The sequence below is a fragment of the Bradyrhizobium sp. Ce-3 genome (genome assembly GCF_022835695.1).
Taxonomy (GTDB): domain Bacteria; phylum Pseudomonadota; class Alphaproteobacteria; order Rhizobiales; family Xanthobacteraceae; genus Bradyrhizobium.
The window spans coordinates 191,674-218,557 of sequence record NZ_BQUV01000004.1 but is presented as its reverse complement, the minus strand read 5'-3'; the positions used below and the strand labels follow the sequence as shown (position 1 = coordinate 218,557).

The window sequence follows — 26,884 nt, the reverse complement described above, 5'->3', positions numbered from 1 at the left end:
ATGTATGTAGCCGTCAAGGGAGGCGAGCGCGCCATCGAGAACGCCCATCGGCTGCTCGCGCATGAGCGGCGCGGCGATCGCGATGTGCCCGAGGTGACGCTGGCGCAGATCTCCGAGCAGCTCGCGCTCGGCGTCGATCGCGTGATGACCGAAGGCTCGCTGTACGACCGCGAGCTCGCGGCGCTGGCGATCAAGCAGGCGCGCGGCGACATGATCGAGGCGATCTTCCTGGCACGCGCCTTCCGCGCCACGCTGCCGCGGTTCGGCGCCACCGAGCCGGTCAATACCGGCGAGATGCAGGTGCGGCGGCGGATCTCCTCGACCTTCAAGGACGTTCCGGGCGGCCAGATCCTCGGACCGACCTTCGACTACACCCACCGCCTGCTCGATCCGCAGCTCGCGGAAGGCTTCGTGCCGGATCAGCCGGCGACCGCCGAAGCCTCGCAGGCCGCGACGCCGCGGGTCACCGACATTCTCGGCCGCGACGGCCTGATCGAATCCTCGCCGCAGGCCGATGGCGACGCGCCGGTCGGCGACCTCACGCGCGAGCCGCTGAGCTTTCCCGCCGATCGCGATCTGCGGCTGCAGAATTTGGCGCGCGGCGATGAAGGCTTTCTGCTCGCGCTCGGCTATTCGACGCAGCGCGGCTATGGCCGCAACCATCCGTTCGCCGGCGAGATCCGCTTCGGCGAGGTCGAGGTCGAGTTCTTCGCCGAGGATGCCGGCTTCGCCGTGCCGCTCGGCGCGATCGAGCTGACCGAGTGCCAGATGGTCAACCAGTTCAAGGGCTCGACGACCGAGGCGCCGTGCTTCACCCGCGGCTATGGCCTCGCGTTCGGCCAGAGCGAGCGCAAGACCATGTCGATGGCGCTGGTCGACCGTGCGCTCCGCGCCGGCGAGCTCGGCGAGGAGGCGGTGGCGCCGGCGCAGGACGAGGAGTTCGTGATGTCACACTCCGACAACGTGCAGTCGACCGGCTTCGTCGAGCATCTCAAGCTGCCGCATTACGTCGACTTCCAGTCCGAGCTCGGCCTGTTGCGCAAGCTGCGGCAGGAGTTCGCGGAGGCCAACGAGGCCGTGGCAATGCAGGAGGCCGCGGAATGAACGCGCCGACGTACAATTTCGCCTATCTCGACGAGCAGACCAAGCGGATGATCCGCCGCGCGATCCTGAAGGCGATCGCGATCCCCGGCTATCAGGTGCCGTTTGCCAGCCGCGAGATGCCGATGCCCTACGGCTGGGGCACCGGTGGCGTGCAGGTGACGGCCGCGATCCTCGGTCCCGACGACGTGCTGAAGGTGATCGACCAGGGCTCGGACGACACCACCAACGCGATCTCGATCCGCAAGTTCTTCGGCAAGACCGCGGGTGTCGCGACCACGACCTCGACGACGGATGCGACCGTGATCCAGACGAGGCACCGCATTCCCGAGGCGACGCTGCACGCCGGCCAGGTGATGGTCTACCAAGTGCCGATCCCAGAGCCGCTGCGCTTCCTCGAGCCGCGCGAGACCGAGACGCGGCGCATGCATGCGCTCGCCGAATACGGCCTGATGCACGTCAAGCTCTACGAGGACATCGCGCGCTTCGGCCACATCGCGACCGCCTATGCCTATCCGGTCAAGGTGAACGCGCGTTACGTGATGGACCCGTCGCCGACGCCGAAGTTCGACAATCCGAAGATGGACAATTGCGCGGCGCTGCAGCTGTTCGGCGCCGGCCGCGAGAAGCGCATCTACGCGATCCCGCCCTACACCACGGTGGTGTCGCTGGATTTCGAGGATCATCCGTTCACGCGCTATCGCTTCAACGCGCCCTGCGCGCTGTGCGGCGCCGACAATTCCTATCTCGACGAGATCGTCACCGACGACAGAGGCGGGCGGATGTTCGTCTGCTCCGACACCGACTTCTGCGAGCAGCGCCAGGCCGCCGGCCATCACGGCACCGAAAGCGCGGCGCCGCACAAGGAGAAGGCGCATGTCTGAGCTCGCGAGCCTCGACAACGACCAGCCGTTGCTGGTGGCCGAGGGGCTGGCCAAGAATTACGGCCGGCTCGCGGCCTGCCGCGACGTCTCGTTCGCGCTCTATCCCGGCGAGGTGCTGGCGATCGTCGGCGAATCCGGCTCGGGCAAGTCGACCTTGCTGCAATTGCTCTCGGCGCAGCTCGCGCCGAGCGCGGGGCATGTGTCCTACCGGATGCGCGACGCCGTGCTGCGCGATCTCGCTGAATTGGGCGAAGCCGAGCGGCGCTTCCTGTTCCGCACCGACTGGGGCTTTGTGCATCAGGATCCGGCACAGGGCCTGCGCATGGGCGTCTCGGCCGGTGCCAATGTCGGCGAGCGGCTGATGGCGGTCGGCTGGAATCACTACGGCCGTATCCGAGACACCGCATCGACCTGGCTGGATCGGGTCGAGATCGATGTCGGCCGCATCGACGATGCGCCGAAGACCTATTCCGGCGGCATGCGGCAGCGGCTGCAGATCGCGCGCAACCTCGTCACCGAGCCGCGGCTGGTGTTCATGGACGAGCCGACCGGCGGCCTCGACGTTTCGGTGCAGGCCCGCCTGCTCGACCTGATGCGCAACCTGGTCAGCGAACTTGGCCTTGCCGCCATCGTCGTGACCCACGACCTCGCGGTCGCGCGCCTGCTGTCGCATCGCGTGATGGTGATGAAGGGCGGCCGCGTCATCGAGACCGGCCTCACCGACCAGGTGCTCGACGATCCCCGCGAGCCGTATACGCAGCTGCTCGTTTCCTCGATTCTGCCGCCATGAGCTTGCCAATGACCGCGATGATCGAACTTGCCAACGCCGAGAAGACCTTCACCATGCACCTGCAGGGTGGCGTCGATCTGCCGGTGGTGCGCGGCGTCTCGTTCCACGCCGATCCCGGTGAGTGCGTGGTGCTGTCGGGCCCGTCGGGCGCCGGCAAATCCTCGATCCTGAAGATGATCTTCGGCAATTACCGCTGCGACAGCGGCCGGATCGGCATTCGCCACCGTGGCAAGGTCGTCGACCTCGCGACCGCCGAGCCGCGCCAGGTGCTGAGCATCCGACGCTCGACCATCGGCTATGTCAGCCAGTTCCTGCGCGCGGTGCCGCGGGTTGCGACCATCGACGTCGTCGCCGAGCCCTTGATCGCCAACGGAGTGGCGCGCGAGGAGGCCCGCGACCGCGCCGGCCGTCTGCTGCGCCGTCTGAATATCCCGGAACGTCTCTGGACCTTGCCGCCCTCGACCTTCTCCGGCGGCGAGCAGCAGCGCGTCAACATCGCGCGCGGCTTCATCTCGGACCTGCCGATCCTGCTGCTCGACGAGCCGACCGCTTCGCTCGATGCGGCGAATCGCGCAGTGGTGGTCGAGCTGATCGCGGAGAAGAAAACCAGGGGTGTCGCGATGGTCGCCATTGTCCATGACGACGAAATCCGTCATCTGATTGCCGACCGTATCGTCGATGTGACCTCGTTCGCCGCTGCTGCCTGAAGGACCGTTTGAAATGACCGCCAAGCAAGACACCATCATCGGCAACGCCCGGCTGGTCCTCGCCGATCGCGTGATCGAGCAGGGCTGGGTCGCGATAACAGACGGCAAGATCGCCGAGTTCGGTGAGGGCAGGGCGCCCGAGGCCGCGGAGGACGCCGGTGGCGATCTGCTGATGCCCGGGCTGATCGAGCTGCACACCGACCATCTCGAGATGCACTACGTGCCGCGGCCGAAGGTGTTCTGGAATCCGGTCGCGGCCGTGATCTCCTATGATGGGCAGCTCGCGACCTCGGGCATCACCACGGTGCTGGATTCGCTGCGGGTCTGGCGCGAGGACGGCGCCGAGGATGTCGACGGCCGCGCCGGCGTGCTGGCGGCGGCGATCTCGGCCGCGCGCGAGGAGAACCTGCTGCGTGCCGATCACTTCCTGCATCTGCGCTGCGAGGTGCCGATGCCCGATGTCGTCGCCGAGGCCAAGGAGCTGATCGACCGGCCGGACGTGCGGCTGATGTCGCTGATGGACCATACGCCGGGCCAGCGCCAGTTCCGCGACGAGGTGAAGCTGCGCGACTACTACCGCGGCAAGGGCGGCGGCATGACCGACGCCCAGCTCGATGTGCTGTTCGCGCGGCGCTTCGCCTATCAGAAGGAATACGCCGGCCCCAACATGCGCGCGATCGTCGCGCTGGCGCATGAGTACAAGATCCCGCTGGCGAGCCACGACGACACCACCGAGGAGAATGTGGTCGACGCCATCAACGACAAGGTCGCGGTCGCGGAATTCCCGACCACGATGGAGGCCGCGCGCGGCTTGCATGCCGCCGGCATCGACATCCTGATGGGCGCGCCGAACGTGGTGCGGGGCGGCTCGCATTCCGGCAATATCGCCGCCGTCGATCTCGCCAATGAGGGCATGCTCGATATCCTGTCGTCGGACTACATCCCGTCGAGCCTGCTGATGGCGGCGCTGCAATTGCCGCGGCATGTGCCAGCGATCGATCTCGCTTCCGCGGTTCGCACCGTGACCAAGACGCCGGCCGAGGCAGTTGGTCTGTCCGATCGCGGCGAGATCGCGGTCGGCAGGCGCGCCGACCTGATCCGCGTGCATGTCGCGCGCGATCTGCCTGTGGTGCGCAGCGTCTGGCGCGAAGGGGCCAGGGTCGCATGAACGAAGTCCCTGCCGTCGCCGCGCAGCATGCCACCACGATCGGTCCCGGCCGGTTGATCCTGGTGGTCGGCCCGAGCGGTGCCGGCAAGGATACGCTGCTGGGGCTCGCGAAGGCGGCTTGCGCCGACGACCGGGATGTCGTGTTCGCACGCCGCCTGATCACTCGTCAGGCCTCGGCGTCGGAAGACAATGAAGAGGTCAGCGCGGACACCTTCCAGCGCGCGGCCACCGCCGGCGACTACGCCATGCACTGGGAGGCGCACGGCCACCGTTATGCGCTGTCGCGGGCGATCGACGATGAGATCCGCGCCGGACGCACGGTGATCGCGAACGTCTCGCGCACCGTGATCGCGGCGGCGCGGCGCAACTATGCCAACGCGGTCGTGGTGTCGATCACCGCACCGCCGGAGGTGCTGGCCGCGCGGCTGGCCGCGCGGGCCCGCAGCAGCGACGGCCTGCTGGCACAGCGGCTGGCCCGCACCGTCGACGAGAGCACCTCGACGCCCGATTTCACCATCATCAATTCCGGCACCGCCGACTATCACGCGCGACAGCTTGTCCGCATCATCAAGGGCGAGCGCTGGGACGAGTAGCAACAACGAGCAGCCACAAAGGAGAACAGCACGAATGTCGGTGATCGAGACGATCGAGCAGCTTGAGGCGATCTACGGTTTCCCGAACGACGCGTCGACCGTGAAGGTCGCCGATCACGTGACGCCGCTCTATCGTGTGCTCATCGAGAAATCGCCATTCGTGTCGCTTGCGACCTCAGGCCCCGAGGGGCTCGATTGCTCGCCGCGCGGCGACCTGCCGGGCTTCGTGCGAATCCATGATCCGAAGACGCTGATGATGCCGGATCGCCGCGGCAACAATCGCTGCGATTCGCTGCGCAACATCGTTCGCGATCCCCGCGTCGGACTGCTGTTCCTGATCCCGGGTTCGGGCAGCACACTCCGCGTCAACGGCCGCGCCCATGTCTCGGCCGAGCCGGAGCTGCTGGCCTCCTTCAAGATGGAAGGCAAGGCCCCGCGCACGGTGATCGTGATGACCGTTGACGAGATCTACTTCCAGTGCGCCCGCGCGATCGTACGCTCCGACCTCTGGAATCCGGACAAGCAGGTCGACCCGAGGGCGTTGCCGACGCCGGGCCAGATCCTCGCCGAGATGAGCGAGCACACCGTCGGCGGCGAGAAATACGATCGCGAATGGCCGGAGCGCGCGCGACAGACGATGTGGTGACGTTGGGGCCGATCAGGCCTTCGCCTGCTCTGCAAACGCCTTCAGCGACACCGCCGCGATCTCGCGCAGCGCGTTGCGGTCGGCGCCCGAGGAGGCCATCACGCACATGCCCGATGTGACCGCGGAGAGATAACGCGCCAGCGTTGCCGGATCGGCGCTGTCGCCGAGGTCGCGTTCGGCCTTGGCGCGGACAAACCGTTCGCGCAACTGATCCTCGGTTCGGGTGCGGCGCGCCGCCAGCTCAAACGGAACATTCTCCGAGCCGGTACCGCAGGCAAGGCCGCCCTGGACCAGCAGGCAGCCGGGTGGGTTGGCGGGGTCGGTCTGGGCGTCCGCATGCTCCATCAGAAATCGTTCGGCCACCTGGTGCGCGGTCGGGGCATCGAGCACCTTGTCCATCCAGGCATCGCGCTTTTCGGTGTAACGGTCGAGCGCAGCCTTCAGCAGGCCTTCCTTGCTGCCGAAGGCGGCGTAGAGGCTGGGCGGATTGATGCTCATCGCCTCGGTGAGCTGCGCGATCGTCGCGCCCTCGTAGCCGTGGCGCCAAAACACGTCCATGGCCCGCTCCAAAGCGGCGTCCGCGTCGAAGGCGCGGGGGCGTCCCATTCCCATTTTTCGTTACTCCGTAAGCCGGGTGCCGTTTCTGTGCCGGATTGTCCCTAGCTTATCCTCTTGTTGCACGTGATGTTTTTGCGCGTCTTCCCATTTCCCCACGAATGAGATAATAAATTCATAGTGCTCGATACATAAGTATCTTGCGAACCGGCGTCCAGCTCCACATCTGTAGCGAACACTACAGATATCTGGAGCGCGTGAATGCCCCCGTCAACCCAAAATCCCCGTTCCGGCCGTTTCCGACGCGTCGTCGGCGGTGTCGTGATCCTTGGCGCCCTCGCGGTGGCCGGTTCGATCGCGACCGGCCATTATTTCCATGCCGCCCAGGCGACCGCCACGGCCGCCGCCCCTGAACCGGCGGTGCCGGTCACCGTCGCCGTGATCCAGCCTCGCGCGACCACCCTGTTCGATGACTTCTCGGGGCGGCTCGAGGCCGTCGACCGGGTCCAACTGCGGCCGCGGGTGGCCGGCGCGATCCTGTCGACCAATTTCACCGAGGGCGCGCTGGTGAAGTCCGGCGACATCCTGTTCAAGATCGACCCGGCACCTTACGCGGCCGAGGTCGACCGCGCCCAGGCCCAGCTCGAGGCCGCCAAGGCCCGTGTGGTGTTCACCACGAGTGAAGTCGAGCGCGGCGCACAGCTGGTCGGCAACAACATCGTCACCAAGCGCGATTTCGACCAGCGCGACAACGCCAATCGCGAGGCGGTCGCCAACGTCAAGGCCGCCGAAGCCGCGCTGCAGACCGCAAAGCTCAATCTCGACTACACCGAGGTCCGCGCACCGGTCGACGGCCGGGTCGGCAGGATCGAGGTGACCGTCGGCAATCTGGTCGCGGCGGGGACGTCTTCGCCGGTCCTGACCTCGCTGGTTTCGGTCAATCCGATCTATGCGAGCTTCGATGCCGACGAGGAAGTCGTGCTGCGGGCGCTTAATTCGATCGCGGATGCCTCCGGCAAGCGCGGCAATCTCGATCAGATCCCGGTCGACATGGTGACCTCGGGCGGCCTCAGCGCCAAGGGGCACATCCAGCTGATCGACAACCAGGTCAACGGGCAGAGCGGCACCATCCGGGTCCGCGCCGTGTTCCAGAACGACGACGGCCGGTTGATCCCGGGACAGTTCGCCCGCGTGCGCATGGGCCAGCCCAAGCAGCAGACAATGGTGCTGATCGACGAGCGCGCCGTCGGCACCGACCAGGACAAGAAGTTCGTCATGCTGGTCGGCGACGACAGCCGCGCCGTCTATCGTTCCGTCACGCTTGGCGGTGCGGTCGACGGCCTGCGGATCGTCACCGCCGGCCTGAAGTCCGGCGACCGTATCGTCGTCAACGGCCTGCAGCGCGTGCGGCCCGGCGCCCTTCTGAAGATGGAAGTCGCCGAGATGGGCGCGCGCGGCATGCAGCAGGCATCCACTGAAACCAACCAGCACGTCGTGCAGCGCTAGGCGCTGCGCGCGGGGGCGGAGCCATGAATCTCTCCAAATTCTTTATCGACCGGCCGATCTTCGCCGGCGTGCTATCGATCCTGATCTTCCTGGCCGGCCTGATCTCGCTGCTGGCGATGCCGATCTCGGAATACCCTGACGTGGTGCCGCCGTCGGTCGTGGTGCGCGCGACCTATCCAGGCGCCAATCCGAAGGTGATCGCCGAAACGGTGGCAACGCCGATCGAGGAGCAGATCAACGGCGTCGAGGGCATGCTCTATATGTCGAGCCAGGCGACCACCGACGGCGCGATGACGCTGACGGTGACGTTCCGGCTCGGCACCGACCCCGACAAGGCGACCCAGCTGGTGCAGAACCGGGTGCAGCAGGCCGAGCCGCGCCTGCCGGCCGTGGTGCGCCAGCTCGGCATCATCACCAAGAAGAGCTCGCCCGACCTCACCATGGTCGTGCATCTGCTGTCGCCGAATAACCGCTACGACATGACGTATCTGCGCAACTACGCGGTGCTCAACGTCAAGGACCGGCTGGCGCGGATCGACGGCGTCGGCGACGTCCAGCTCTACGGCGCCGGCGACTACTCGATGCGGGTCTGGGTCGATCCGCAGAAGGCCGCCGAGCATGCGCTGACCGCGAGCGACGTGGTGCGCGCGATCCAGGCGCAGAACGTCGAGGCCGCCGCCGGCGTGGTCGGTTCGTCGCCCAGCGTCAAGGGTCTCGACCTCCAGCTTTCCGTCAACGCCGAGGGACGGCTGTCGACCGAGGAGCAGTTCGGCGACATCGTGGTCAAAACCGGCGCAGCCGGCGAAGTGGTGCGGCTGCGCGACGTCGCCCGGATCGAGCTCGGCGCCTCCGAATACGGCCTGCGCTCGCTGCTCGACAACAAGCAGGCGGTCGCGATCCCGATCTTCCAGGCGCCGGGATCGAATGCGCTGGAGATTTCCGACCACGTCCGCGCGACGATGGCCGAGATCAAGAAGAACATGCCCGAAGGCGTGTCCTACCAGATCGTCTATGATCCGACGCAGTTCGTGCGTTCCTCGATCGAAGCCGTGATCCACACGCTGCTCGAGGCGATCGCGCTCGTTGTGCTGGTCGTGATCCTGTTCCTGCAGACCTGGCGTGCCTCGATCATTCCCTTGATCGCGGTTCCGGTGTCGATTGTCGGCACCTTCGCGGTGATGCATTTGTTCGGCTTCTCGATCAACGCGCTCAGCCTGTTCGGCCTGGTGCTCGCGATCGGCATCGTGGTCGACGACGCCATCGTCGTGGTCGAGAACGTCGAGCGCAACATCGAATCCGGCCTGTCGCCGCGCGACGCCACCAACCAGGCGATGCGCGAAGTGTCGGGCCCGATCATCGCGATCGCGCTGGTCCTGATCGCGGTGTTCGTGCCGCTGGCCTTCATCTCCGGCCTCACCGGCCAGTTCTACAAGCAGTTCGCGCTGACGATCGCGATCTCGACCGTGATCTCGGCGATCAACTCGCTGACGCTGTCGCCGGCGCTGTCGGCGCTGCTCCTGAAGGGCCATCACGAGCCGAAGGATTGGCTGACCCGGATCATGGAGAGGTCGCTGGGCTGGTTCTTCCGCGGCTTCAACAAGGTCTTCACCAGGTCCTCGGAGAACTACGGCCGCACCGTCACCAAGGTGATCTACGGCAAGGCCGTGGTGATCGGCCTCTACGTGCTGCTGATCGGCCTGACCGGCGTGCTGTTCAAGCAGGTGCCGAGCGGGTTCGTGCCGGGTCAGGACAAGCAGTATCTGGTCGGCTTTGCGCGGTTGCCCGACGGCGCCACGCTCGACCGCACCGAGGAAGTGATCCGCAAGATGAGCGACATCGCGCTGACCCAGCCCGGTGTCGAGAGCTCGGTGGCATTCCCCGGCCTGTCGATCTCCGGCTTCACCAATTCCTCCAACGCCGGCATCGTGTTCTCGACCTTGAAGCCGTTCGACGAGCGCAAGGATCCGTCGCTCTCGGGACCTGCGATCGCGATGGCGCTGAACAAGAAATATGCCGGAATCCAGGATGCCTTCATCGCCATGTTCCCGCCACCGCCGGTCAATGGCCTCGGCACCATCGGCGGCTTCAAGCTGCAGATCGAGGACCGCGCCGGCCTCGGCTATGAGGCGCTGAACGACGCCACCAAGGCGTTCATGGGCGCGCTCCAGAAGGCGCCGGAGATCGCTGGTGCGTTCTCGAGCTTCCAGGTCAACGTGCCGCAGCTGTTCGCCGACATCGACCGCACCAAGGCGTTGCAACTCGGTGTGCCGGTGACGGAGGTCTTCAACACGCTGCAGATCTATCTCGGCTCCTACTACGTCAACGACTTCAACAAATTCGGCCGTACCTATTCGGTCTACGTGCAGGCCGACGCGCCGTTCCGTGCTCGTGCCGACGACATCAGGCAGCTCAAGGTGCGTTCGTCGTCGGGTGACATGGTGCCGCTGTCGGCACTGCTGAAGGTCCGCCAGAGCGCGGGTCCGGAGCGTGCGATCCGCTACAACGGCTTCCTGTCGTCGGACATCAACGCCGCTGCGGCACCGGGCTACTCCTCCGGCCAGGCCCAGGAGGCGGCGACGCGGATCGCAGCCGAAACCCTGCCGCCGGGCTTTGCCTTCGAATGGACCGACCTGACCTATCAGGAGTTCATCGCCGGCAATTCGGGAATCTGGGTGTTCCCGCTGGCGATCCTCTTGGTGTTCCTGGTGCTCGCCGCGCTCTATGAGAGCCTGGCGCTGCCGCTCTCGATCATCATGATCGTGCCGATGGGGCTGTTGGCGGCGATGTTCGGGGTCTGGCTGTCGAAGGGCGACAACAACGTCTTCACCCAGATCGGCCTGATCGTGCTGGTCGGATTGTCGGCCAAGAACGCCATCCTGATCGTCGAATTCGCGCGCGAGCTCGAATTCGCCGGGCGCTCACCGATCCGCGCCGCCATCGAGGCGAGCCGTCTGCGGCTGCGGCCGATCCTGATGACGTCGATGGCGTTCATCATGGGCGTGCTGCCGTTGGTGCTGTCGACCGGTGCGGGCTCGGAGATGCGGCGCGCGATGGGCGTCGCGGTGTTCTCCGGCATGATCGGCGTCACGGTGTTCGGCCTGTTCCTGACGCCGGTGTTCTATGTGCTGCTGCGCACCGTCACCGGGATGAAGCCGCTGACGCAGCACGGCGAGGCGACCATCCCTGGAAAGGCACACGCGGCATGATGCCGCGTGTGTAAGCTTGATGTCAGCTTTGAACCGATCAGGCTGCGATATCGAGCAGCAGGAGTGACGAACCGCGGACCAGCACCTTGCGGCCCGCGGGCGTCAGCTCGAACGAGTCTCCTCGCAGCGCAACATAGCCGAGCGTGATCAGGCTTTCGACGGCGAACCGGTTCAGCCGTGACGGGTTTGCTGCGGGAGCCCGCAGCGCTTTCAGCGCATCCCACTGATCGGGTCTGAGTTCGAATTCTTCGCTCATTGCTCCAGGCACTCCAGAAGTTCTTGGCGTGCGAGATACAGAGCGCAGATGAATTTCGTGCGACCACAACGAGTCAGGATTTCGATTTATGTGGACGCGTCGTCACATCGCCGTGTCATTGGAATGCTTCAATTTTTTCGAATCATTGCGGCGCATTGACGCGTGATGTCGTCACAGTGATTAACCGCACATCGTCACAAAGATTAACCGCTTGGGTTAACCGCGCCGCACACTTGCGCCGCCATCGACCGGCAGCGTCACGCCGGTGATGAAATTGGCCTCGTCGGAGGCGAGAAACAGCGCGGCATTGGCGACATCCCAGCCGGTGCCCATCTTGTGACGCAGCGGCACCTTGCTGTCACGCTCGGCCTCGACCTCGGCGCGGCTCTTCTTGAATTCGCGGGCGCGGGTGTCGACTGCCATCGGCGTGTTCATCAATCCCGGCAGGATCACGTTTGCGCGAATGCCGTATTGCGCATTCTGGTAGGCGAGCTGTTCGGTGAAGGCGATCATCGCCGACTTGGTCGCCTTGTAGGCGACGTAGGGATAGGTCGTGATCGCGGCCATCGACGAGATGTTGATGATCGAGCCGCGCTGCTGCTGGCGCATGATCGGAATGACGTGCTTGGCGGCGAGGATGCAGCTCTTCAGGTTGATCGCCACGCAGCGGTCGAATGCCTCCTCCGATATGTCGAGCAGCTCGGCGTCGCCGCCGGAGAGGCTGACGCCGACGTTGTTGTGCAGGATATCGACGCTGCCCCAGCGGTCGTGCGCATCCGCCACCATCGTCTTGATGTCGGTATTCTTGGTGACGTCGGCCTTGCAGGCGACGGCGGTGCCGCCCTTGGCCGCGATCAGGTCGACGGTCTCCTGCGCCGATGCCAGGTTGTGGTCGACGCACAGCACTTTAGCGCCTTCGCGCCCGAAGGTCAGCGCGGTGGCGCGGCCGTTGCCGATGCCCTCGCCGGGGCTCTGGCCGGCGCCGACGACGATGGCGACGCGATCTTTAAGGCGCATCTCACTTCACTCCCTGGAGCGGGTACTGCTGCAGTACCTCTTTGTAGGTCGGCTCGTTGTCGATCTGCATGGTGGCCAGCACGCGTACCACGGCGCAATAGAATGCGATCGTCAGCACCAGATCGGTCATGTGCTCGTCGGACAGCTCTCGCTTGATCTCGGCGAAGGTCTCCTCCCGCATCGCAAGCTCGCGCACCATCTCGCGGGCACCCCTCAGGATCGCCTTCGTCAGCGGCTCGAGGTTCGAGGGCCTGTCGTCGGTCTCCGCGATCAGGCCCTTGATGTCCTCGTCGGTGACGCCGAATTCCCTGCCGATCTTCACATGGTGGGTGAACTCGTATTCCGACTTCTCCAGCCAGCCGACCTGCAGGATCGCAAGCTCGCGCAGCCGCGGATCGAGCTTGCTCTTGAAGCGGATGTAGCCGCCGATGCCGTTGAAGGCGCGCGCCATGTCCGGCGAGTTCACCAAGAGCTTGTGCAGATTGGTGTTGCGCTTGAGCATGTCGCGGTATTCGGGGGCGACTTGATCGGCTTCGAGATAGGGCAGGCGGGCCATTGTTGTTGTCCTTGTTGCGGCGGCTTGCAGAGGAGGTGATGTTACTTCAGCCGTAGAGGGCTTTGTGCTCGCGCTCGTAGTTGGCGTAGGAGTCCTTCATGCTGGCGCCGTTCAGCAGCATGGTGGCGACCACGGCGTTGTCGGCATCGAACACGGTGGAGCGCACCCACATGCTCTCGGTGCGCTTGCTGCCGGAGAGCGCGACGACCTCGCGCTCGACCCAATAGGTCTCGCCGGGGAATAGCGGACCGCGCACAAGCCGGATTTCCTGGTCGGCGAACAGCCCAACGGCGGGGCCGCGAACCGGCAGGCGATCTTCGCGCGCGCGGTACTGGAACAGCACGCTCAGCATCTCCATCGGGATGATGGCGCGGCCCCAGGGATTGTGCTCCAGCGAATAATAATCCGAAGGCTCGGTGATCACCTTGAGCTTGTCGGTCAGCGAAAACGGGTAGAGATCGCCCATGTTCCGGTCGAAATCCATTTTGATCGCCTGCCGTGGCGTCTTCATGCCGACCTTGATGTCGGCGAGGATCACGGGATCGGCCAGCGGCTTCAATTCGCCGAGCCGGTGCGCGAGTGCGGTCTCGGTACCGTCGCCGTCGATCGAGGCAGTGCCTCGCAGGATCTCGGTGCCGTCGCGCTTGATCATCCCGATCGTGCACACGGTCTGGCCCGGTTTTGGCTTCTCCATCTGGGCCTGCACCTCTTCGCCTTCAAACACCGGGTTGCGGTAATGCGCGGACAGGCATCCGGTCATGAACCAGGCGCGGCCCCAGATCCGCTCGCACAGCGGCGCGAACTGGCTGAAATGGGTCGGTCCCTCGATCGTGCCGCCGCGGAAGCCGAGCTTCTGCGCGGTTGCATCGTCGTGAATCGACGCGTGGGAATCGTAGGTCTGGGCCTGCAGCATCTGCTTCGGGCCGCGCCATGGGCCTACCAGCAGATTGCCGTTCTCCACGATTTCCGTCGTGAACGCGGATTCGACTGTAATCATCCTTGGTCTCCCTTTGCGCGCCACCGTTTCAAAGATGCCGGGGTTCGGCAAGGCCTCGCGGAGCACCAAGCCTAGCAGAGCAACAAACCCTCGCAGAGCACCGAGGCCTCGCACGCGCAACATGAGATATGTGCTGCGGCCATGGAACGGGGCTGTTCATGCATAACAAAATCAGTGCATGCTGATGCATGATCATTCGGCAAGATAACGAGACCGGTTCGGACCGGCACGACTAAAGGGCGGGGAGCCTGAGACTGATGGCGTTGATGGAAGTTGGACTGGACGACAAGTACCGGTTGGATACGAAACGAATCTTCCTCTCCGGTACCCAGGCGCTGGTCCGATTGCCCATGTTGCAGCGCGAACGCGACCGCGCGCATGGGCTGAACACCGCGGGTTTCATCTCCGGTTACCGCGGCTCGCCGCTCGGCATGTACGACCACGCGCTGTGGCGCGCCAAATCGTTCCTCAGGGAACACGACATCGCCTTCGTGCCCGGCCTCAACGAGGATCTGGCGGCGACCGCGGTGTGGGGCAGCCAGCAGGTCGGCATGTTCCCGGGCGCCAAGGTCGATGGCGTGTTCGGCATCTGGTACGGCAAGGGCCCCGGCGTCGACCGCTCGCTCGATGCGCTCAAGCACGCCAACTCCGCCGGCACCTCGCCGAATGGCGGCGTGATTGCGCTGGCCGGCGACGACCATGGCTGCCAATCCTCCACCCTCGCGCACCAGAGCGAGCAGGTGTTCGCCTCGGCGCTGATGCCGGTGGTCAATCCGGCGACGCTGCAGGACTATCTCGATCTCGGCATCCTCGGCTTTGCTCTGTCGCGCTATTCCGGCTGCTGGGTCGGCTTCAAGGCGATCTCCGAAACGGTCGAGAGTTCGGCCTCCATCGTCAGCGATCCCGATCGCATCAAGATCATCATGCCCGACGATTTCGAGATGCCGCCGGACGGGCTCTCGATCCGCTGGCCGGATCCGCCACTGGAGGCCGAACGTCGTCTGCACGGGCCCAAGATGGACGCCGTCGCGGCTTTCGCGCGCGTCAACCGCTTCGATCGCATCGTGCTGGATTCCAAGCCGGCGCGGCTCGGCATCATGGCGACCGGCAAGGCCTATCTCGACCTGCGCCAGGCGCTCGCCGATCTCGGTATCACCGATGCCGATGCGCAAGACTTGGGCCTTCGCATCTACAAGGTGGCGCTGACCTGGCCGCTGGAAGCGCGCGGCGCGCGTGCCTTCGCCGAAGGTTTGCAGGACGTGCTCGTCGTCGAGGAGAAGCGCGGCTTCATCGAGGACCAGCTGGTTCGCATCCTCTACAACATGGACGCGTCGAAGCGCCCCTCGGTGGTCGGCAAGCGCGACGAGAGCGGCGCGCCGCTGCTGCCGAGCGAAGGCGAACTGACGCCGACCATGGTGGCAGCCGCCGTCGTGGCGCGGCTGCGCCGGCTCGGTCATCACAGCCCGCTGCTGGAGCAGCGCCTGGCAAAGCTCGAGGCGTTCGATCGCCCGGCCGAGGGCACCGGCACGGCAAAACTGCAGCGGACGCCGTATTTCTGCTCGGGCTGCCCGCACAATTCGTCGACCAAGATCCCCGAGGGCAGCCGCGCCATGGCCGGCATCGGCTGTCACGGCATGGCGCTGTCGGTACCGAACCGCAACACCCAGACCATCTCGCATATGGGCGCGGAGGGCGTGAGCTGGATCGGGCAGGCGCCGTTCACCAGCGAACAGCACGTGTTCCAGAATCTCGGCGACGGCACCTACACCCATTCCGGATTGCTGGCGCTGCGCGCGGCCGCGGCGGCCGGCGTCAACATCACCTACAAGATCCTCTACAACGACGCGGTGGCGATGACCGGCGGCCAGCCAGCCGAAGGCGGCTTCACGGTGTCGCAGATCGCGCATCAGGTCTGGGCCGAGGGCACCAAGAAGCTCGCGATCGTCTCCGACGATCCCGACAAATATCCCGCCAATTATTTTCCGTCCGGCGCCACCATCCATCATCGCCGCGAACTCGATGCCGTGCAGCGCACCCTGCGCGAGATCGAGGGCCTCACCGTCCTGATCTACGACCAGACCTGCGCCGCCGAGAAGCGCCGCCGCCGCAAGCGCGGGCTGTTTCCCGATCCGGCCAAGCGCGTCTTCATCAACGAGCGCGTCTGCGAAGGCTGCGGCGACTGCTCGGTGGCGTCGAACTGCGTCTCGGTGCAGCCACTGGAGACCGAGCTCGGCCGCAAGCGCCGCATCGACCAGTCGAACTGCAACAAGGATTTCTCCTGCATCGAGGGCTTCTGCCCGAGTTTCGTGATGGTGCAGGACCCCAAGCTGCGCAAGGCCGACCGCACCGCCGCCGATCCGAAGGCATTGTTCGCCGACCTGCCGACGCCGCCTGTGGCCGCGCTGAGCGATCCCTACAACATCCTGATCACCGGCATCGGCGGCACCGGCGTCATCACCATCGGCGCGCTGCTCGGCATGGCCGCGCATGTCGAGGGGCTGGCCTGTTCGACGCTCGACTTCACCGGCCTGTCGCAGAAGAACGGCGCTGTCATGAGCCATGTCCGGCTCGCGCCGACCTCGGACATGCTGACCACGGTCCGCATCGCGCCGGGCAATGCCAATCTGATCCTCGGCTGCGATCTTGTCGTGGCAACCAGCGTTCCGGCGCTGAGCCGCGCCGAGCGCGGCGTCACCCGCGCCGTCGTCAACGCCGATCTGCTGCCGACCGCGAGTTTTGTGATCGATCCCGACATCGACTTTGAAGCCGGCGCGATGCGCGATGCGCTGAACGGCGCGGTGAGACCCGACGATCTCGACATCCTCGATGCCACCGGGCTTGCGACCGCGCTGATGGGCGACAGCATCGCCACCAACGCCTTCATGCTCGGCTTCGCGTTCCAGCGCGGTGCGATCCCGCTGTCGCTCGAGGCGATCCTGAAGGCGATCGAACTCAACGGCGCCGCGATCGAGATGAACAAGACCGCGTTCTCCTGGGGCCGGCTCGCCGCGCACGATCTGCAGCGCGTGGTCAGCGCCGCCCGCTTCAAGAACGCGGGTGCAGCTCCGGCGAAGAAGACGCTGGATGAGACGATTGCATTCCGCGTTAAATTCCTCACCGACTATCAGGACGCGGCCTACGCCAAGCGCTATCTCGACGACGTCGCGCGCGTCCGCACGGCGGAAGCCGCCGCGGCGCCGGGCTCGCAGGATCTGACCGAGGCCTTTGCCAAGGGCCTGTTCAAGCTGATGGCCTACAAGGACGAATACGAGGTCGCGCGGCTCTATTCCGACGGCGAGTTCAACAAGGCCTTGAGGGAGCAGTTCGAGGGCAATTCCGGTCTGAAGGTGTTGCTGGCGCCGCCGCTGCTGGCGCAGCGCGATCCGGTCACCGGGCGGTTGCAGAAGCGCGAATTCGGGCCGTGGATCTTCAAGGCGTTCGGCCTGCTGGCGGGGCTGAAGCGCCTGCGCGGCACCGCGTTCGACATCTTCGGCTACACCGCCGAGCGCAGGATGGAGCGCGCGCTGCCGGTGGACTACGCGGCGATGATCCTGCGTCACCTCGACGGCAAGAGGCCGTTCGATCTGCCGCGCCTGGTCGCACTGGCCAAGGCCGCGGACCTCGTGCGCGGCTACGGCCACATCAAGGAGGGCAACGTCGCGCGCTACCGCACCGAATGTGCGCGGCTGGAGCGGGCGATCGGCCAGCCGCTGGCGCAGGCGGCGGAGTAGGCTTGAAGCGTTTTCGAGCGAAGTGGCTACCGGTTCGCGTGAAGAAAACGCGTTAAAACAAGAAGAACCTGGAGCCCCGTTCCGATGCCATCGGAACGGGGCTCCGGAACTTTCCAGGGCCGCCTTGGTTGACCGGTAACCCTGCCCGCAACCTGCGGCTGGATTTGCGCGGCCGGGCCCCTACATGATGGCTGTTCTGTTCGAGTGATTTCAGGAGGCCCTTTTGACGGTCCTGAAAAGCGTTTTGGTTGCAGCTGTTTGCACCGCGTGCCTGGCATTGGGTGGCGTGGCGCTGGCTGACGAGTATCGCCCGAGCGAGTTCTTCAGCCTCGATCTCTCCCGCGCCGTGCTGTCGCCGAAGCCGCTGGGCCCGGCGGCGCAGTTCGAGCCGGTTCCGGTCGAGGCAAAGACCGACCGCGGTCCGGATCAGCACGCCAATGTCGAGCCGCAAGTCGAAGAGCCGAAAGTCGCGCCGAAGAAGGCCGTGCGGACCGCCAGGGTGACCGCGCCGCAAGAGCGGAAGCGCGCGGCCACGCATGTGCCCGCCCGCGCCAAGCTAGCGCGGCGACATTCGAACCCACTCGATGCGGAAGCCCGCGACGTCAGGATCCAGACCTGGCCGTGCCGCTCCGGCGGCATCTGCAACTGGCATCGGTGAGGCGGCGCGCCGCGCCTGCCTTCCCACTCACGTGTTAATTCTTAACCCGTCATCCTGAGGCGCGAGCGGAGCGAGCCTCGAAGGATGAATCGGCCACAGGCGGGGCCGTGCATCCTTCGAGACGCGCTACGCGCTCCTCAGGATGCCGGGCATGGCTTTGAGTGCTTGGCATTCCACACCGTTCTGCGATCCATCCCTCCCCCGAGTCATCCCGCCGTCGCAAAACCGTCGGCGGAGAGTCAAGAAACCGTAAGGGCGGAGTCAAACGGCGCAGGCAAAACCTTCGTTGCGATTCGACGAAGGTTATCAGATGCCGACAGCGATCTCCGCGAGGCGGCGAGGCCTCACAAGGCGTCAGCTGCTGGTGCGCTCGGCGTCGACGGCGGCGCTGGCGGGAGTGGGCGCGCTGGCAAGACCATATCTCAGCCGCGCCGCGGATCGGCCCGCGATCGCGGGCATCCAGTCCGGCGACGTCGCGAGCGATTCCGCGGTGATCTGGGCCCGCGCCGATCGCGCCGCGCGGATGCGGATCGAATGCGCCGCGGTCGAGAGCTTCGCCACCATCCTGCACAGTGCGACCGCCGATGCGCTCGCCGAGCGCGACTTTACAGCAAAGCTGCTGCTCGACGGCCTGCCGCCAGGCCAGGACCTGTTCTATCGCGTCAGCTTCGAGGACCGCGATGGTGTCGCGGGCGAAAGCCGCATTGGGCATTTCCGCACCGCGCCAGCCGACCGGCGCTCGGTCTCCTTCGTCTGGTCCGGCGACGTGGTCGGGCAGGGCTGGGGCATCGATCCCGCGCGCGGCGGCCTGCGCAGCTACCGCACCATGCTGAACGAGCGCCCGGACTTCTTCATCCATTCCGGCGATCACATCTATGCTGATTGCACGGTGCCGTTGGAGCAGGCGCTGCCCAACGGCGAGGTCTGGCGCAATATCGTCACGGAGGAAAAGTCCGTCGTCGCGCACACTCTTGAGCAGTTCCGCGGCAACTACAAATACAACTGGCTCGACGAGAACTTCCGCGCCTTCCACGCCGAAGTCCCGATGTTCGCGCAATGGGACGACCACGAGGTGGCCGACGACTGGTCGCCGATCGGCACCGCTGACGCGACCGGCTATGACGCGGACGGCGGCTCGCGCCTGGTGGCGCGGGCGCGCCGCGCCTTCCATGAATTCATGCCGATGCGGCTGATGCCGGAGCGCGACGGCCGGGTCTATCGCAAGATCGCCTATGGGCCGCTGCTCGACGTCTTTCTCATCGACATGCGCTCCTACCGCGATTCCAGCTGGAACAAGCAGGGCGATCCGGACCAGGCCTTCATCCTCGGCGAGAGCCAGCTCGCCTGGCTGAAGCGGGAGCTGGTGGCGTCGGATGCCGTCTGGAAGGTGATCGCGGCGGACCTGCCGATCGGCCTTGTCAGCCTGGACGCGGTCGCGCTCGGCGATGGCCCGCCCGCGCGGCGCGAGCACGAGATCGCCGATCTGCTGTCCTTCATGAAGCGCGCCGGGGTCCGCAACACGGTGTGGCTCACCGCCGACATGCACTACACCGCCGCGCATCATTACGATCCGGACCGCGCCGTGTTCCAGGAATTCGAGCCGTTCTGGGAGTTCGTCTCCGGCCCGCTGCATGCCGGCACCTGGTCGCCGGGCCAGCTCGACAATACGTTCGGCCCGAAGGCGATGTACCAGAACGGCTGCTCGGCGGAGCAGGGCGACAACCTCGCGCCGTGTTTCGGCCTGCAGTTCTTCGGCCGCGTCGACATCGACGGCGAGACCGGCGTGATGACGGTGACGCTGAAGGACGTCGACGACCACGATCTGTGGTCGGTCGACATCGCGCCGCGGCCGGACGCGCGGCCCGGCCAGATCCTGGCGGAACATATCTGAGCCCGCCAAAGCCGTCGCGACATCTTGATTTGCGGATACCTTGCCCGAAGGGGCGGTTTACGGGCAGACTGTGCGTGGCAGTTCTGCCAATTTCATTCCCACCAAACGATTTGCTGGCGTGACGTCGTCGATTTCCTCGGCGCCCCACGCGTCAGGAGCTATCCATGGACAATCTGCAGACACAGGGCATCAGCCTGCCGCAGCTCGGGCTCGGCACCTTCCGCATGCAGGGCGATGCCTGCCGCGCGGCGGTCGAGAGCGCGCTCGGGCTAGGTTATCGCCACATCGACACCGCCGAGATGTACGGCAATGAAGAGGCGATCGGGGCCGCGATTGCGGCCGCCGACATCGCGCGCAAGGACCTGCATGTCACCACCAAGGTCTGGCACGAGAATTTGGCGCCGGACGCGATCCGCAAGGCCTTCGACGCCAGCCTGAACAAGCTGCAGCTCGATCACGTCGATCTCTACCTGGTGCACTGGCCGTCGAAGAGCATGCAGCTGCCGGCCGTGTTCGAGACGCTGCTGCAGCTGAAGGAGGAGGGCCGCGTCCGCGCCATCGGCGTCGCCAATTTCACCACCGCGCTGCTCAAGACCGTGGTCGAGGACATCAAGGCGCCGATCGCCTGCAACCAGATCGAATACCACGCGATGCTGGACCAGACGGCGGTGCGGAAATATCTCGCGGCGAAATCGATCCCGCTGGTGGCGTATTGTCCGCTCGCCCAGGGCCGCTTCGCCACCGACGAGACGCTGGCGAAGATCGGCAAGAAGCACGATGCGACCGCGGCGCAGGTGGCGCTGAAATGGCTGCTCGATCAGGACGGCGTTGCGGCGATCCCGAAGGCGTCGCGCGCCGAAAGCCAACAGGCCAATCTCGACGCGCTGAAGATCAAGCTCGACGACGATGACCGCAAGGCGATCGCCGCGCTGCGCAAGGACATGCGCTGCGTCAATCCGGCCTTTGCGCCGGCGTGGGATTGAGCCTGTCGACCAGCCAATACGAATCTTGAAAAATAAATGGCTCCGCGAGGAGCCATTTTCCGTTGTTCGGTCTCTTGTGCCGGTCTCTTGGATGTATCGGCGATCAGTAGCGATCGCGCCGGATCACGACCGCACGGTCATGGTCGTGATGCCAGCCGCGATGCCAACCGCGGTCATGGCGCATCTCGGCGCGCGAACCCCAGCCGCGATCCCAGTGGTGGTGATGGCCGCGCTTGATCACGACGGTCTCGGCGCTCGCGATCGACGGAACGGCCACGGCAAGCGTACCAATCGCCGCAAGAACAAAACCAATCTTCTTCATTTCGTCCTCCTCAAATGATGCGAGGGGGAAACCGGGCAGACATCGAAACGTTCCTCAGGAACCGGCGGAGTTTTCTGAACGGCTGTTCAGGTGGCCTTGCCTAACCACTGCGTCCGACGCATCATCGCGCTATAAAAATCAATGTCGGGGGGCGTTGCTGTGAGTGGATTTTCACGACGGGACTTTTTGAGAGCGACGGGATCGACCGCTGCGGCCGCCATTGCGGGGCCGGCCGCAGCGGCGGCGATGGGGCCGGACGACAAGTTCGACCTCGTGATCAAGAATGGCGACATGATCGATCCCAGCCAGTCGCTGCGCGGCAAGCGCGACATCGGCATCCGCTGGGGCTTCATCGAGGCGATCGAGGATGAGATCCCGGCCGCGCGCGCCAGCAAGACCATTGACGCCTCGGGCAAGCTGGTGATGCCGGGCCTCGTCGATCTGCACTGCCACGTCTATCCCTACGGCTCGGCGATCGGCATTCCCGCCGACGAGCTGGTGCAATTCCAGGGCACCACGACCGTCGTCTCGGCTGGCGATGCCGGCGTCAACAATCTCGCGGCGTTGCGGCGCTTCATCGTGGCGCAGTCGCGGGCGCGGATCTATGCCTTCGTCCATATCGCCAATAACGGCCTGTCGGCCTTCCCGGTGGCCGAGCTCTACAACATCGACAACGCCCAGGTCGAAGCCTGCGCGATGGCGTTGGCCGAGAACCCCGACTTCCTGATCGGGGTCAAGGTGCGGATGTCGGAGAACGTCATCTTCAAGCACGGCGTCGAGCCGTTGAAGCGCGGCATCCAGGCCTGCGAGATGTGCGGCTGGCCGGCGCGGATGATGGTGCATATCGGCGGCGTCGAGACCAAGGAGTTGATGTCCGACATTCTCGATCTGCTGCGGCCGGGCGATATCCTCACCCACGCCTATTCCGGCGCGCCGAACATGTCAGGCGCTTTCACCAACATCGTGCAGGACGGCAAGCTGCTGCCGGCGGCGCTCGCGGCCAAGCAGCGCGGCGTGCTGTTCGACGTCGGCCATGGCGGCGGCAGCTTCGACTTCACGGTGGCCGAGATCGCGATCCCTGCCGGCTGCACGCCGGATACGATCTCCTCCGACATCCACGTGTTCTCCGGCAATTCGCCCGGCATCCCGTTCCTGCCGAATGTGATGAGCAAGTTTTTGGCGATGGGCTCCTCGCTGGAGCAGGTCGTCGCGATGGCGACCTCGGTGCCGGCGCGGATCATCAACCGCACGCCGAAGATCGGCACGCTGCAGCGCGGCGCCCCCGGCGACGTCGCGATCATGGACCTGGTCGAGGGCCCGGTCACCTTCGTCGACACCCGCAACAACAAGCGCGACGGCAATCTGCAACTGAAGCCGGTGCAGACCGTGGTCAATGGCGTGCCGTTCGGCCGGCCCTATCAGGCGCCGTTTTCGGTGCGGTGAAGGCAAGTCGAGAGATGGATTGCTTCGTCGCTGCGTTCCTCGCAATCACATGGAGAGAGGTTAGTCCGTCATTGCGAGCGAAGCGAAGCAATCCATCTCGCCGCGAGCGAAGCAGCTAGCCGCGCTTCTCTACATTGCTGCTGCGCGCCGGCACGCCGAACTCCTTGCGGCACACTTCGGCGAGCACGGCGACGCCCTCGCGGATCTGGTCGTGCGAGGGGCTGGCGAAGCAGAGGCGGAGCCGGCTCGCCGAATGCGCCTTGCTGGTCGACCATTCCGGTCCCGGATTGATCGAGACCCCGGCGGCGAGCGCCGCCTGGTAGAGCTTCAATGTGTCGACATTGTCGGGCAGCTTGACCCAGAGGAAGATGCCGCCCTTCGGCGCCTCGAACTCGGCCGACGTGCCGAACTGCTCGTTCAGCGCCTCCATGAGCGTGTCGAGCTTGGCGCGCAGCCCCTTGGTCAACCGCGGCACATGGGTCGCAAAATGCGGCGCGCAGTACTCGGCGAGCACCATCTGCTCCAGCGCGCCGGAGCCGGCGTCGGTCTTCAGCGGCAGCATCCGCGACATGATCGCCCAGGGCGCGACGATGAAGCCGACCCGCAGCGCCGGCGCGATCGACTTCGAGAACGAGCCGATATGGATCACGCCGCCATGCTGGCTCATGGCGTAGATCGCGGGCGGCCGTTCGCCGCTCCAGATCAGATCGGCATAGCAATCGTCCTCGAAGATCGGCACGCCGTATTCCTTCGACAGCTTCAGCATCTCGGCGCGGCGGCTCTCGGGCAGGATCGAGCCGGTCGGGTTCTGCACCGTCGGGATGGTGTAGATATATTTCGGCGTGATGCCGCGCCGCTTGTGATCGGCAAGCGCTGCGGCCAGCGCATCGATCCTGATGCCCTCGCCATCGAGGGGAATGCCGACCGCGTTGACGCCGAGCCGGGTCAGCCGGTTCAGCGAGCCCTGATAGGTTTCCTGTTCGATCAGCACGGTGTCACCTTTGGCGAGCAGCGTCTGATTGACCAGGTCGAGCGCCTGCAGCGAGCCGGAGACGATCATGATCTCATCCGGCGTGCAGGCAATTCCGGCATCGCGCTTCAGTTTCTCGGCCAGGAACCGGCGCAGCGGCAGATAACCCTGCGGCCCGTGTGCGAGGTTATAGGTCGCCAGATTCCTGCCCTCGCGCTTCAGCACCGCGTTCATCGCCTCCAGCAGCCCGTCGACCGGGACCTGGTCCGGGTCGTTGTTGCCGCCGACGAAGCTGTACTTGGCGAGCCCGGTCCAGCGCGCGGCGGGCGCAGGCAGGCCGGCCGGGAGCAGCGGTGTGAAGTCGAACTGGGCTGTGGTGGACATGGACGTTTCGCTCCGTGTTGTTGTCGTTGAGAAGGCCGCTGGGAAGGGCCCTCTGTGAAGTCAGTTCTTGCCGATCAGCCGGATCGGGCGGCCCTGGCTGATGAAGGCGTAGTGCCCGGCGCCGACGCTGCCGACCATCAAGGCCTCGACCGCCGGTTCCGCGATTTCGCCGGCGGCCGCCCAATCGACCACGAAATTCGCGCCGGTGCCGCCGCGGGTATCGGTGGTGGCGATCGCGACCTCGACGGTCGCAAACGGTTTTAGCGCGACCGGCGATTTGAGGTAGCTCTCCACCATCTTGCCTGATGTGTCGAAATAGGCGATCCGCTTCAGCACCAGCGGCCGCGTCTCGGAGGCGTTGTGCACGCTGAGCGTCACCGAGAAATCGGCCCTGAGCTTGCCCTGGCTCATCGATACGCTGGAATACACCGGCACGTAGAATGCACCGGAAGCGGTCAGGCCTTCGGATGGCACCGTGGTCAGCGAGTTCGCAAAATTTTGTTCAATACCTGCCGGGGATTGTGCTAGCGCGTCGGTCACGCGCACGGTGAGCAGGCAGAGCAAAACTGCCAGAAAAATGCCGCCTGCGCGGATGTGACACATTGCTAGGTTGATCCTCACGCCCGGCCCTCTAGGTTGCGGCAAAGGAAGTCTTTCACGCATGCATGAACTGATTCCCGATATCACGCTCTGTATCCTGTTCGCCTGGGGGATTGGGCTGCTCGCCCATTTCTCCCGGCAACCGCTGATACTGGCCTACCTTATCGCCGGCTTTTTCATTGGTCCATTCGGCATGGGCTGGGTCAAGTCCCAGGAATCGATCAGCGTCATCTCCGAGCTCGGCCTGATCTTCATGCTGTTCATGATCGGGCTCGAAATCGACCTCAAGAAGATCATCCGTGCCGGCAAGGTCATCCTGTTCGCCGGCGCCGGCGAGCTGATCGGCGGCTGCCTGATCGGCGTGGCGTTCTTCGCGGCAATCGGGCTTGCGATCGGCGGTGGCAAGTTCGACGCGGTCTATCTCTGCGTCGCCTGCGCGCTGTCCTCGACCGTGATCATCGTCAAGGTGCTGTACGAAAAGCGCGAGCTCGACACGCTGCCGGGCCGCATCACGCTCGGCGTGCTGGTGCTGCAGGACATCTTCGCGATCCTGTTCCTGGCGGTGCAGCCGAGCCTCGATAATCTGCAGATCAGCGTCGTGCTGCTGTCGATCGCCCGCGTTGCGGTGCTGGTCGCGACCGCTTTGGTGCTGAGCCGCTACGTGCTGCCGCGGCTGTTCCACCAGATCGCGCGGCGGCCCGAGCTCGTGCTGCTCGGCGCGCTCGCCTGGTGCTTCCTGATCGGCGAGATCGCCGAGCGGCTGCATCTGTCGCGCGAGATGGGCTCGCTGGTCGCCGGCGTTTCGATCTCGACCTTCCCCTATGCGCTCGACGTCACCGCCAAGGTCACGACGCTCAGGGATTTCTTCATCACGCTGTTCTTCGTCGCGCTCGGCATGACGATCCCGATTCCCGGCCTATCGGTGATCTGGCTTGCGCTGGTCATTGCGGCCTTCACGGTCATCAGCCGCCTGGTCACGACATTCACGCCGCTCTATCTGATGAAGCAGGGCCTGCGTGCCAGCCTGCTGCCGGCGATCAACCTGGCACAGATTTCCGAGTTCTCGCTGGTGGTGATCCAGACCGGCATCGCCGCCAACCATATCGGGACCGAGACCGCCAATGCGGTCTCGTTCGCGTTCGTGGTGCTGGCGGTGCTCTCGACCTTCGCGATGGCCCGCAGCGATCAGATCGTGCGCGGCCTGATCGGCCCCTTGAAGCGGATCGGGCTGCGCGACCTCGACCAGGAGGGCGAGGGCCGTGGCGAGGCCGGGCACGAGGAGGGGCATGGTGAAATCCGGCGCATCGTGATCCTCGGCTTTTTCCGCGCCGCGAGCGCGCTGATCAGCCAGATCGAGCGGCAGAACCAGTCGCTGCTCGAGCAGATCAGCGTCATCGACTTCAATCCGCTGGTGTTCCGCACGCTGTCCGACCGCGGCATGCACGTGATCTATGGCGACATCAGCAATGTCGACACGCTCGTCCATGCCGGCATCGGCAAGGCCGAGGTCATCATCCTGAGCGTGCCGGATTTCCTGTTGGTCGGCGCCGACAATGAGAAGCTGGTGCGCCACGTCCGCGCCCTGAATCCGACCGCGAAGATCGTCGCCACCGCGGACCTGCTGACCGGCGTCGACGACCTCTACGCGGCCGGCGCCGACTACGTGACGGTGACCCGGCTCAGCGACGCCGGCGAGCTCTATTCGGTGATCGAGGCCGCCGACGCCGGCCTGCTCGACGACAAGCGCGCCGAAATGGACGCCCAGCTCAGCGATCGGCGCGAGGTGCTGCCTTAAGAAGGCGGCTCTGTAGCCCGGATGAAGCCAACGGGTCGCGCGAACGCGCGCCCGATGACAGGCTCCGCGAAATCCGGGGACCGTGTACGTGGAAATGCCCGGATTGCGCTTCGCTTCATCCGGGC

Annotated in this window: 23 protein-coding genes; 15 read left to right on the top strand and 8 right to left on the bottom strand. The window is 65.4% G+C overall.

Going from position 1 to position 26,884, the window contains the following annotated elements:
• The 7 genes from BRSPCE3_RS15645 to BRSPCE3_RS15615 are packed head-to-tail and all read left to right on the top strand — an operon-like array spanning position 1 to position 5,889.
• Positions 1-1,104 carry a carbon-phosphorus lyase complex subunit PhnI gene (locus BRSPCE3_RS15645; RefSeq protein WP_244066742.1) on the top strand — a complete coding sequence of 368 codons (1,104 nt, stop codon included), beginning with the start codon at positions 1-3 and terminating at the stop codon, positions 1,102-1,104.
• Positions 1,101-1,985, top strand: coding sequence for an alpha-D-ribose 1-methylphosphonate 5-phosphate C-P-lyase PhnJ (locus BRSPCE3_RS15640; RefSeq protein ID WP_244066741.1), 885 nt, complete (start codon positions 1,101-1,103; stop codon positions 1,983-1,985). The genes BRSPCE3_RS15645 and BRSPCE3_RS15640 overlap by 4 nt, the downstream gene beginning before the upstream one ends.
• On the top strand, positions 1,978-2,775 hold the full coding sequence (phnK, locus tag BRSPCE3_RS15635) for a phosphonate C-P lyase system protein PhnK (RefSeq protein WP_244066740.1): 798 nt from the start codon (positions 1,978-1,980) through the stop codon (positions 2,773-2,775). The genes BRSPCE3_RS15640 and phnK overlap by 8 nt, the downstream gene beginning before the upstream one ends.
• An 8-nt stretch (positions 2,776-2,783) precedes the next feature.
• Positions 2,784-3,482, top strand: a complete 699-nt coding sequence (gene phnL, locus BRSPCE3_RS15630; RefSeq protein WP_244066739.1) for a phosphonate C-P lyase system protein PhnL — start codon at positions 2,784-2,786, stop codon at positions 3,480-3,482.
• A 13-nt stretch (positions 3,483-3,495) separates the two neighbouring features.
• Entirely contained in the window at positions 3,496-4,650 is a 1,155-nt protein-coding gene (locus tag BRSPCE3_RS15625) for an alpha-D-ribose 1-methylphosphonate 5-triphosphate diphosphatase (RefSeq protein ID WP_244066738.1), read from the top strand.
• Positions 4,647-5,243 (top strand): phosphonate metabolism protein/1,5-bisphosphokinase (PRPP-forming) PhnN, encoded by a 597-nt coding sequence (gene phnN / locus BRSPCE3_RS15620; RefSeq protein ID WP_244066737.1) that lies wholly within the window; start codon positions 4,647-4,649, stop codon positions 5,241-5,243. Before BRSPCE3_RS15625 ends, phnN begins: the two co-directional genes overlap by 4 nt.
• Positions 5,244-5,277: 34 nt before the next feature.
• Positions 5,278-5,889, top strand: a complete 612-nt coding sequence (locus BRSPCE3_RS15615; RefSeq protein WP_244066736.1) for a pyridoxamine 5'-phosphate oxidase family protein — start codon at positions 5,278-5,280, stop codon at positions 5,887-5,889.
• A 12-nt stretch (positions 5,890-5,901) separates the two neighbouring features.
• Here BRSPCE3_RS15615 and BRSPCE3_RS15610 read toward each other — a convergent pair whose 3' ends face one another.
• On the bottom strand, positions 5,902-6,501 hold the full coding sequence (locus BRSPCE3_RS15610) for a TetR/AcrR family transcriptional regulator (protein ID WP_244066735.1): 600 nt from the start codon (positions 6,499-6,501) through the stop codon (positions 5,902-5,904).
• A gap of 204 nt (positions 6,502-6,705) precedes the next feature.
• On the opposite strand from BRSPCE3_RS15610, the gene BRSPCE3_RS15605 reads away from it, so the two are divergent.
• Both BRSPCE3_RS15605 and BRSPCE3_RS15600 read left to right on the top strand, forming a co-directional pair.
• The gene (locus BRSPCE3_RS15605; RefSeq protein WP_244066734.1) at positions 6,706-7,950 is read left to right on the top strand and encodes an efflux RND transporter periplasmic adaptor subunit; all 1,245 of its coding nucleotides are present in this window, start codon (positions 6,706-6,708) and stop codon (positions 7,948-7,950) included.
• A 23-nt stretch (positions 7,951-7,973) separates the two neighbouring features.
• The gene (locus tag BRSPCE3_RS15600; RefSeq protein WP_244066733.1) at positions 7,974-11,156 is read left to right on the top strand and encodes an efflux RND transporter permease subunit; all 3,183 of its coding nucleotides are present in this window, start codon (positions 7,974-7,976) and stop codon (positions 11,154-11,156) included.
• 37 nt (positions 11,157-11,193) lie between these two features.
• Here BRSPCE3_RS15600 and BRSPCE3_RS15595 read toward each other — a convergent pair whose 3' ends face one another.
• From BRSPCE3_RS15595 to BRSPCE3_RS15580, 4 genes are all read right to left on the bottom strand, one after another.
• Complete coding sequence (locus tag BRSPCE3_RS15595; RefSeq protein WP_106322126.1) at positions 11,194-11,412, bottom strand: hypothetical protein; 219 nt, start codon at positions 11,410-11,412, stop codon at positions 11,194-11,196.
• Positions 11,413-11,628: 216 nt separating this feature from the next.
• On the bottom strand, positions 11,629-12,429 hold the full coding sequence (locus BRSPCE3_RS15590; RefSeq protein WP_244066732.1) for an SDR family NAD(P)-dependent oxidoreductase: 801 nt from the start codon (positions 12,427-12,429) through the stop codon (positions 11,629-11,631).
• Position 12,430: 1 nt separating this feature from the next.
• Complete coding sequence (locus BRSPCE3_RS15585) at positions 12,431-12,985, bottom strand: carboxymuconolactone decarboxylase family protein (RefSeq protein ID WP_244066731.1); 555 nt, start codon at positions 12,983-12,985, stop codon at positions 12,431-12,433.
• A 46-nt stretch (positions 12,986-13,031) separates the two neighbouring features.
• Complete coding sequence (locus BRSPCE3_RS15580; RefSeq protein ID WP_244066730.1) at positions 13,032-13,982, bottom strand: hypothetical protein; 951 nt, start codon at positions 13,980-13,982, stop codon at positions 13,032-13,034.
• Between the two features lie 257 nt (positions 13,983-14,239).
• Between BRSPCE3_RS15580 and BRSPCE3_RS15575 the strand changes: the two genes are divergently transcribed.
• The 4 genes from BRSPCE3_RS15575 to BRSPCE3_RS15560 all read left to right on the top strand — a co-directional run bounded on the left by BRSPCE3_RS15575 (position 14,240) and on the right by BRSPCE3_RS15560 (position 21,245).
• The gene (locus tag BRSPCE3_RS15575; protein ID WP_309296305.1) at positions 14,240-17,713 is read left to right on the top strand and encodes an indolepyruvate ferredoxin oxidoreductase family protein; all 3,474 of its coding nucleotides are present in this window, start codon (positions 14,240-14,242) and stop codon (positions 17,711-17,713) included.
• A 286-nt stretch (positions 17,714-17,999) separates the two neighbouring features.
• A complete protein-coding gene (locus tag BRSPCE3_RS15570; protein WP_244067252.1) occupies positions 18,000-18,371 on the top strand; it encodes a hypothetical protein in 372 nt (123 codons plus the stop codon).
• 310 nt (positions 18,372-18,681) lie between these two features.
• A complete protein-coding gene (locus tag BRSPCE3_RS15565; protein ID WP_244066728.1) occupies positions 18,682-20,262 on the top strand; it encodes an alkaline phosphatase in 1,581 nt (526 codons plus the stop codon).
• A gap of 164 nt (positions 20,263-20,426) precedes the next feature.
• The gene (locus tag BRSPCE3_RS15560) at positions 20,427-21,245 is read left to right on the top strand and encodes an aldo/keto reductase (RefSeq protein WP_244066727.1); all 819 of its coding nucleotides are present in this window, start codon (positions 20,427-20,429) and stop codon (positions 21,243-21,245) included.
• A 103-nt stretch (positions 21,246-21,348) separates the two neighbouring features.
• Here BRSPCE3_RS15560 and BRSPCE3_RS15555 read toward each other — a convergent pair whose 3' ends face one another.
• The gene (locus BRSPCE3_RS15555) at positions 21,349-21,567 is read right to left on the bottom strand and encodes a hypothetical protein (protein WP_244066726.1); all 219 of its coding nucleotides are present in this window, start codon (positions 21,565-21,567) and stop codon (positions 21,349-21,351) included.
• Between the two features lie 159 nt (positions 21,568-21,726).
• Between BRSPCE3_RS15555 and BRSPCE3_RS15550 the strand changes: the two genes are divergently transcribed.
• Positions 21,727-23,010, top strand: coding sequence for an amidohydrolase family protein (locus BRSPCE3_RS15550; RefSeq protein ID WP_244066725.1), 1,284 nt, complete (start codon positions 21,727-21,729; stop codon positions 23,008-23,010).
• 115 nt (positions 23,011-23,125) lie between these two features.
• On the opposite strand, the gene BRSPCE3_RS15545 is transcribed toward BRSPCE3_RS15550, so the two are convergent.
• Together BRSPCE3_RS15545 and BRSPCE3_RS15540 are read right to left on the bottom strand one after the other, a co-directional pair.
• Positions 23,126-24,364 carry a PLP-dependent aminotransferase family protein gene (locus BRSPCE3_RS15545; protein WP_244066724.1) on the bottom strand — a complete coding sequence of 413 codons (1,239 nt, stop codon included), beginning with the start codon at positions 24,362-24,364 and terminating at the stop codon, positions 23,126-23,128.
• Between the two features lie 60 nt (positions 24,365-24,424).
• Complete coding sequence (locus BRSPCE3_RS15540; RefSeq protein WP_244067251.1) at positions 24,425-24,967, bottom strand: DUF3124 domain-containing protein; 543 nt, start codon at positions 24,965-24,967, stop codon at positions 24,425-24,427.
• Between the two features lie 58 nt (positions 24,968-25,025).
• Here BRSPCE3_RS15540 and BRSPCE3_RS15535 point away from each other — a divergent pair, with 58 nt between their 5' ends.
• The gene (locus BRSPCE3_RS15535) at positions 25,026-26,759 is read left to right on the top strand and encodes a cation:proton antiporter (protein WP_244066723.1); all 1,734 of its coding nucleotides are present in this window, start codon (positions 25,026-25,028) and stop codon (positions 26,757-26,759) included.
• Positions 26,760-26,884 lie beyond the last annotated feature (125 nt).

Bases quoted from the DNA above. Each gene is read 5' to 3' on its own strand.
- BRSPCE3_RS15545 (WP_244066724.1), bottom strand. From the start codon at position 24,364: ATGTCCACCACAGCCCAGTTCGACTTCACACCGCTGCTCCCGGCCGGC.
- BRSPCE3_RS15600 (WP_244066733.1), top strand. From the start codon at position 7,974: ATGAATCTCTCCAAATTCTTTATCGACCGGCCGATCTTCGCCGGCGTG.
- BRSPCE3_RS15645 (WP_244066742.1), top strand. From the start codon at position 1: ATGTATGTAGCCGTCAAGGGAGGCGAGCGCGCCATCGAGAACGCCCAT.
- BRSPCE3_RS15640 (WP_244066741.1), top strand. From the start codon at position 1,101: ATGAACGCGCCGACGTACAATTTCGCCTATCTCGACGAGCAGACCAAG.
- phnK (WP_244066740.1), top strand. From the start codon at position 1,978: ATGTCTGAGCTCGCGAGCCTCGACAACGACCAGCCGTTGCTGGTGGCC.
- BRSPCE3_RS15565 (WP_244066728.1), top strand. From the start codon at position 18,682: ATGCCGACAGCGATCTCCGCGAGGCGGCGAGGCCTCACAAGGCGTCAG.
- phnL (WP_244066739.1), top strand. From the start codon at position 2,784: ATGACCGCGATGATCGAACTTGCCAACGCCGAGAAGACCTTCACCATG.
- BRSPCE3_RS15540 (WP_244067251.1), bottom strand. From the start codon at position 24,967: ATGTGTCACATCCGCGCAGGCGGCATTTTTCTGGCAGTTTTGCTCTGC.
- BRSPCE3_RS15605 (WP_244066734.1), top strand. From the start codon at position 6,706: ATGCCCCCGTCAACCCAAAATCCCCGTTCCGGCCGTTTCCGACGCGTC.
- phnN (WP_244066737.1), top strand. From the start codon at position 4,647: ATGAACGAAGTCCCTGCCGTCGCCGCGCAGCATGCCACCACGATCGGT.
- BRSPCE3_RS15595 (WP_106322126.1), bottom strand. From the start codon at position 11,412: ATGAGCGAAGAATTCGAACTCAGACCCGATCAGTGGGATGCGCTGAAA.
- BRSPCE3_RS15575 (WP_309296305.1), top strand. From the start codon at position 14,240: ATGGCGTTGATGGAAGTTGGACTGGACGACAAGTACCGGTTGGATACG.
- BRSPCE3_RS15535 (WP_244066723.1), top strand. From the start codon at position 25,026: ATGCATGAACTGATTCCCGATATCACGCTCTGTATCCTGTTCGCCTGG.
- BRSPCE3_RS15555 (WP_244066726.1), bottom strand. From the start codon at position 21,567: ATGAAGAAGATTGGTTTTGTTCTTGCGGCGATTGGTACGCTTGCCGTG.
- BRSPCE3_RS15580 (WP_244066730.1), bottom strand. From the start codon at position 13,982: ATGATTACAGTCGAATCCGCGTTCACGACGGAAATCGTGGAGAACGGC.
- BRSPCE3_RS15560 (WP_244066727.1), top strand. From the start codon at position 20,427: ATGGACAATCTGCAGACACAGGGCATCAGCCTGCCGCAGCTCGGGCTC.
- BRSPCE3_RS15625 (WP_244066738.1), top strand. From the start codon at position 3,496: ATGACCGCCAAGCAAGACACCATCATCGGCAACGCCCGGCTGGTCCTC.
- BRSPCE3_RS15585 (WP_244066731.1), bottom strand. From the start codon at position 12,985: ATGGCCCGCCTGCCCTATCTCGAAGCCGATCAAGTCGCCCCCGAATAC.
- BRSPCE3_RS15590 (WP_244066732.1), bottom strand. From the start codon at position 12,429: ATGCGCCTTAAAGATCGCGTCGCCATCGTCGTCGGCGCCGGCCAGAGC.
- BRSPCE3_RS15615 (WP_244066736.1), top strand. From the start codon at position 5,278: ATGTCGGTGATCGAGACGATCGAGCAGCTTGAGGCGATCTACGGTTTC.
- BRSPCE3_RS15610 (WP_244066735.1), bottom strand. From the start codon at position 6,501: ATGGGAATGGGACGCCCCCGCGCCTTCGACGCGGACGCCGCTTTGGAG.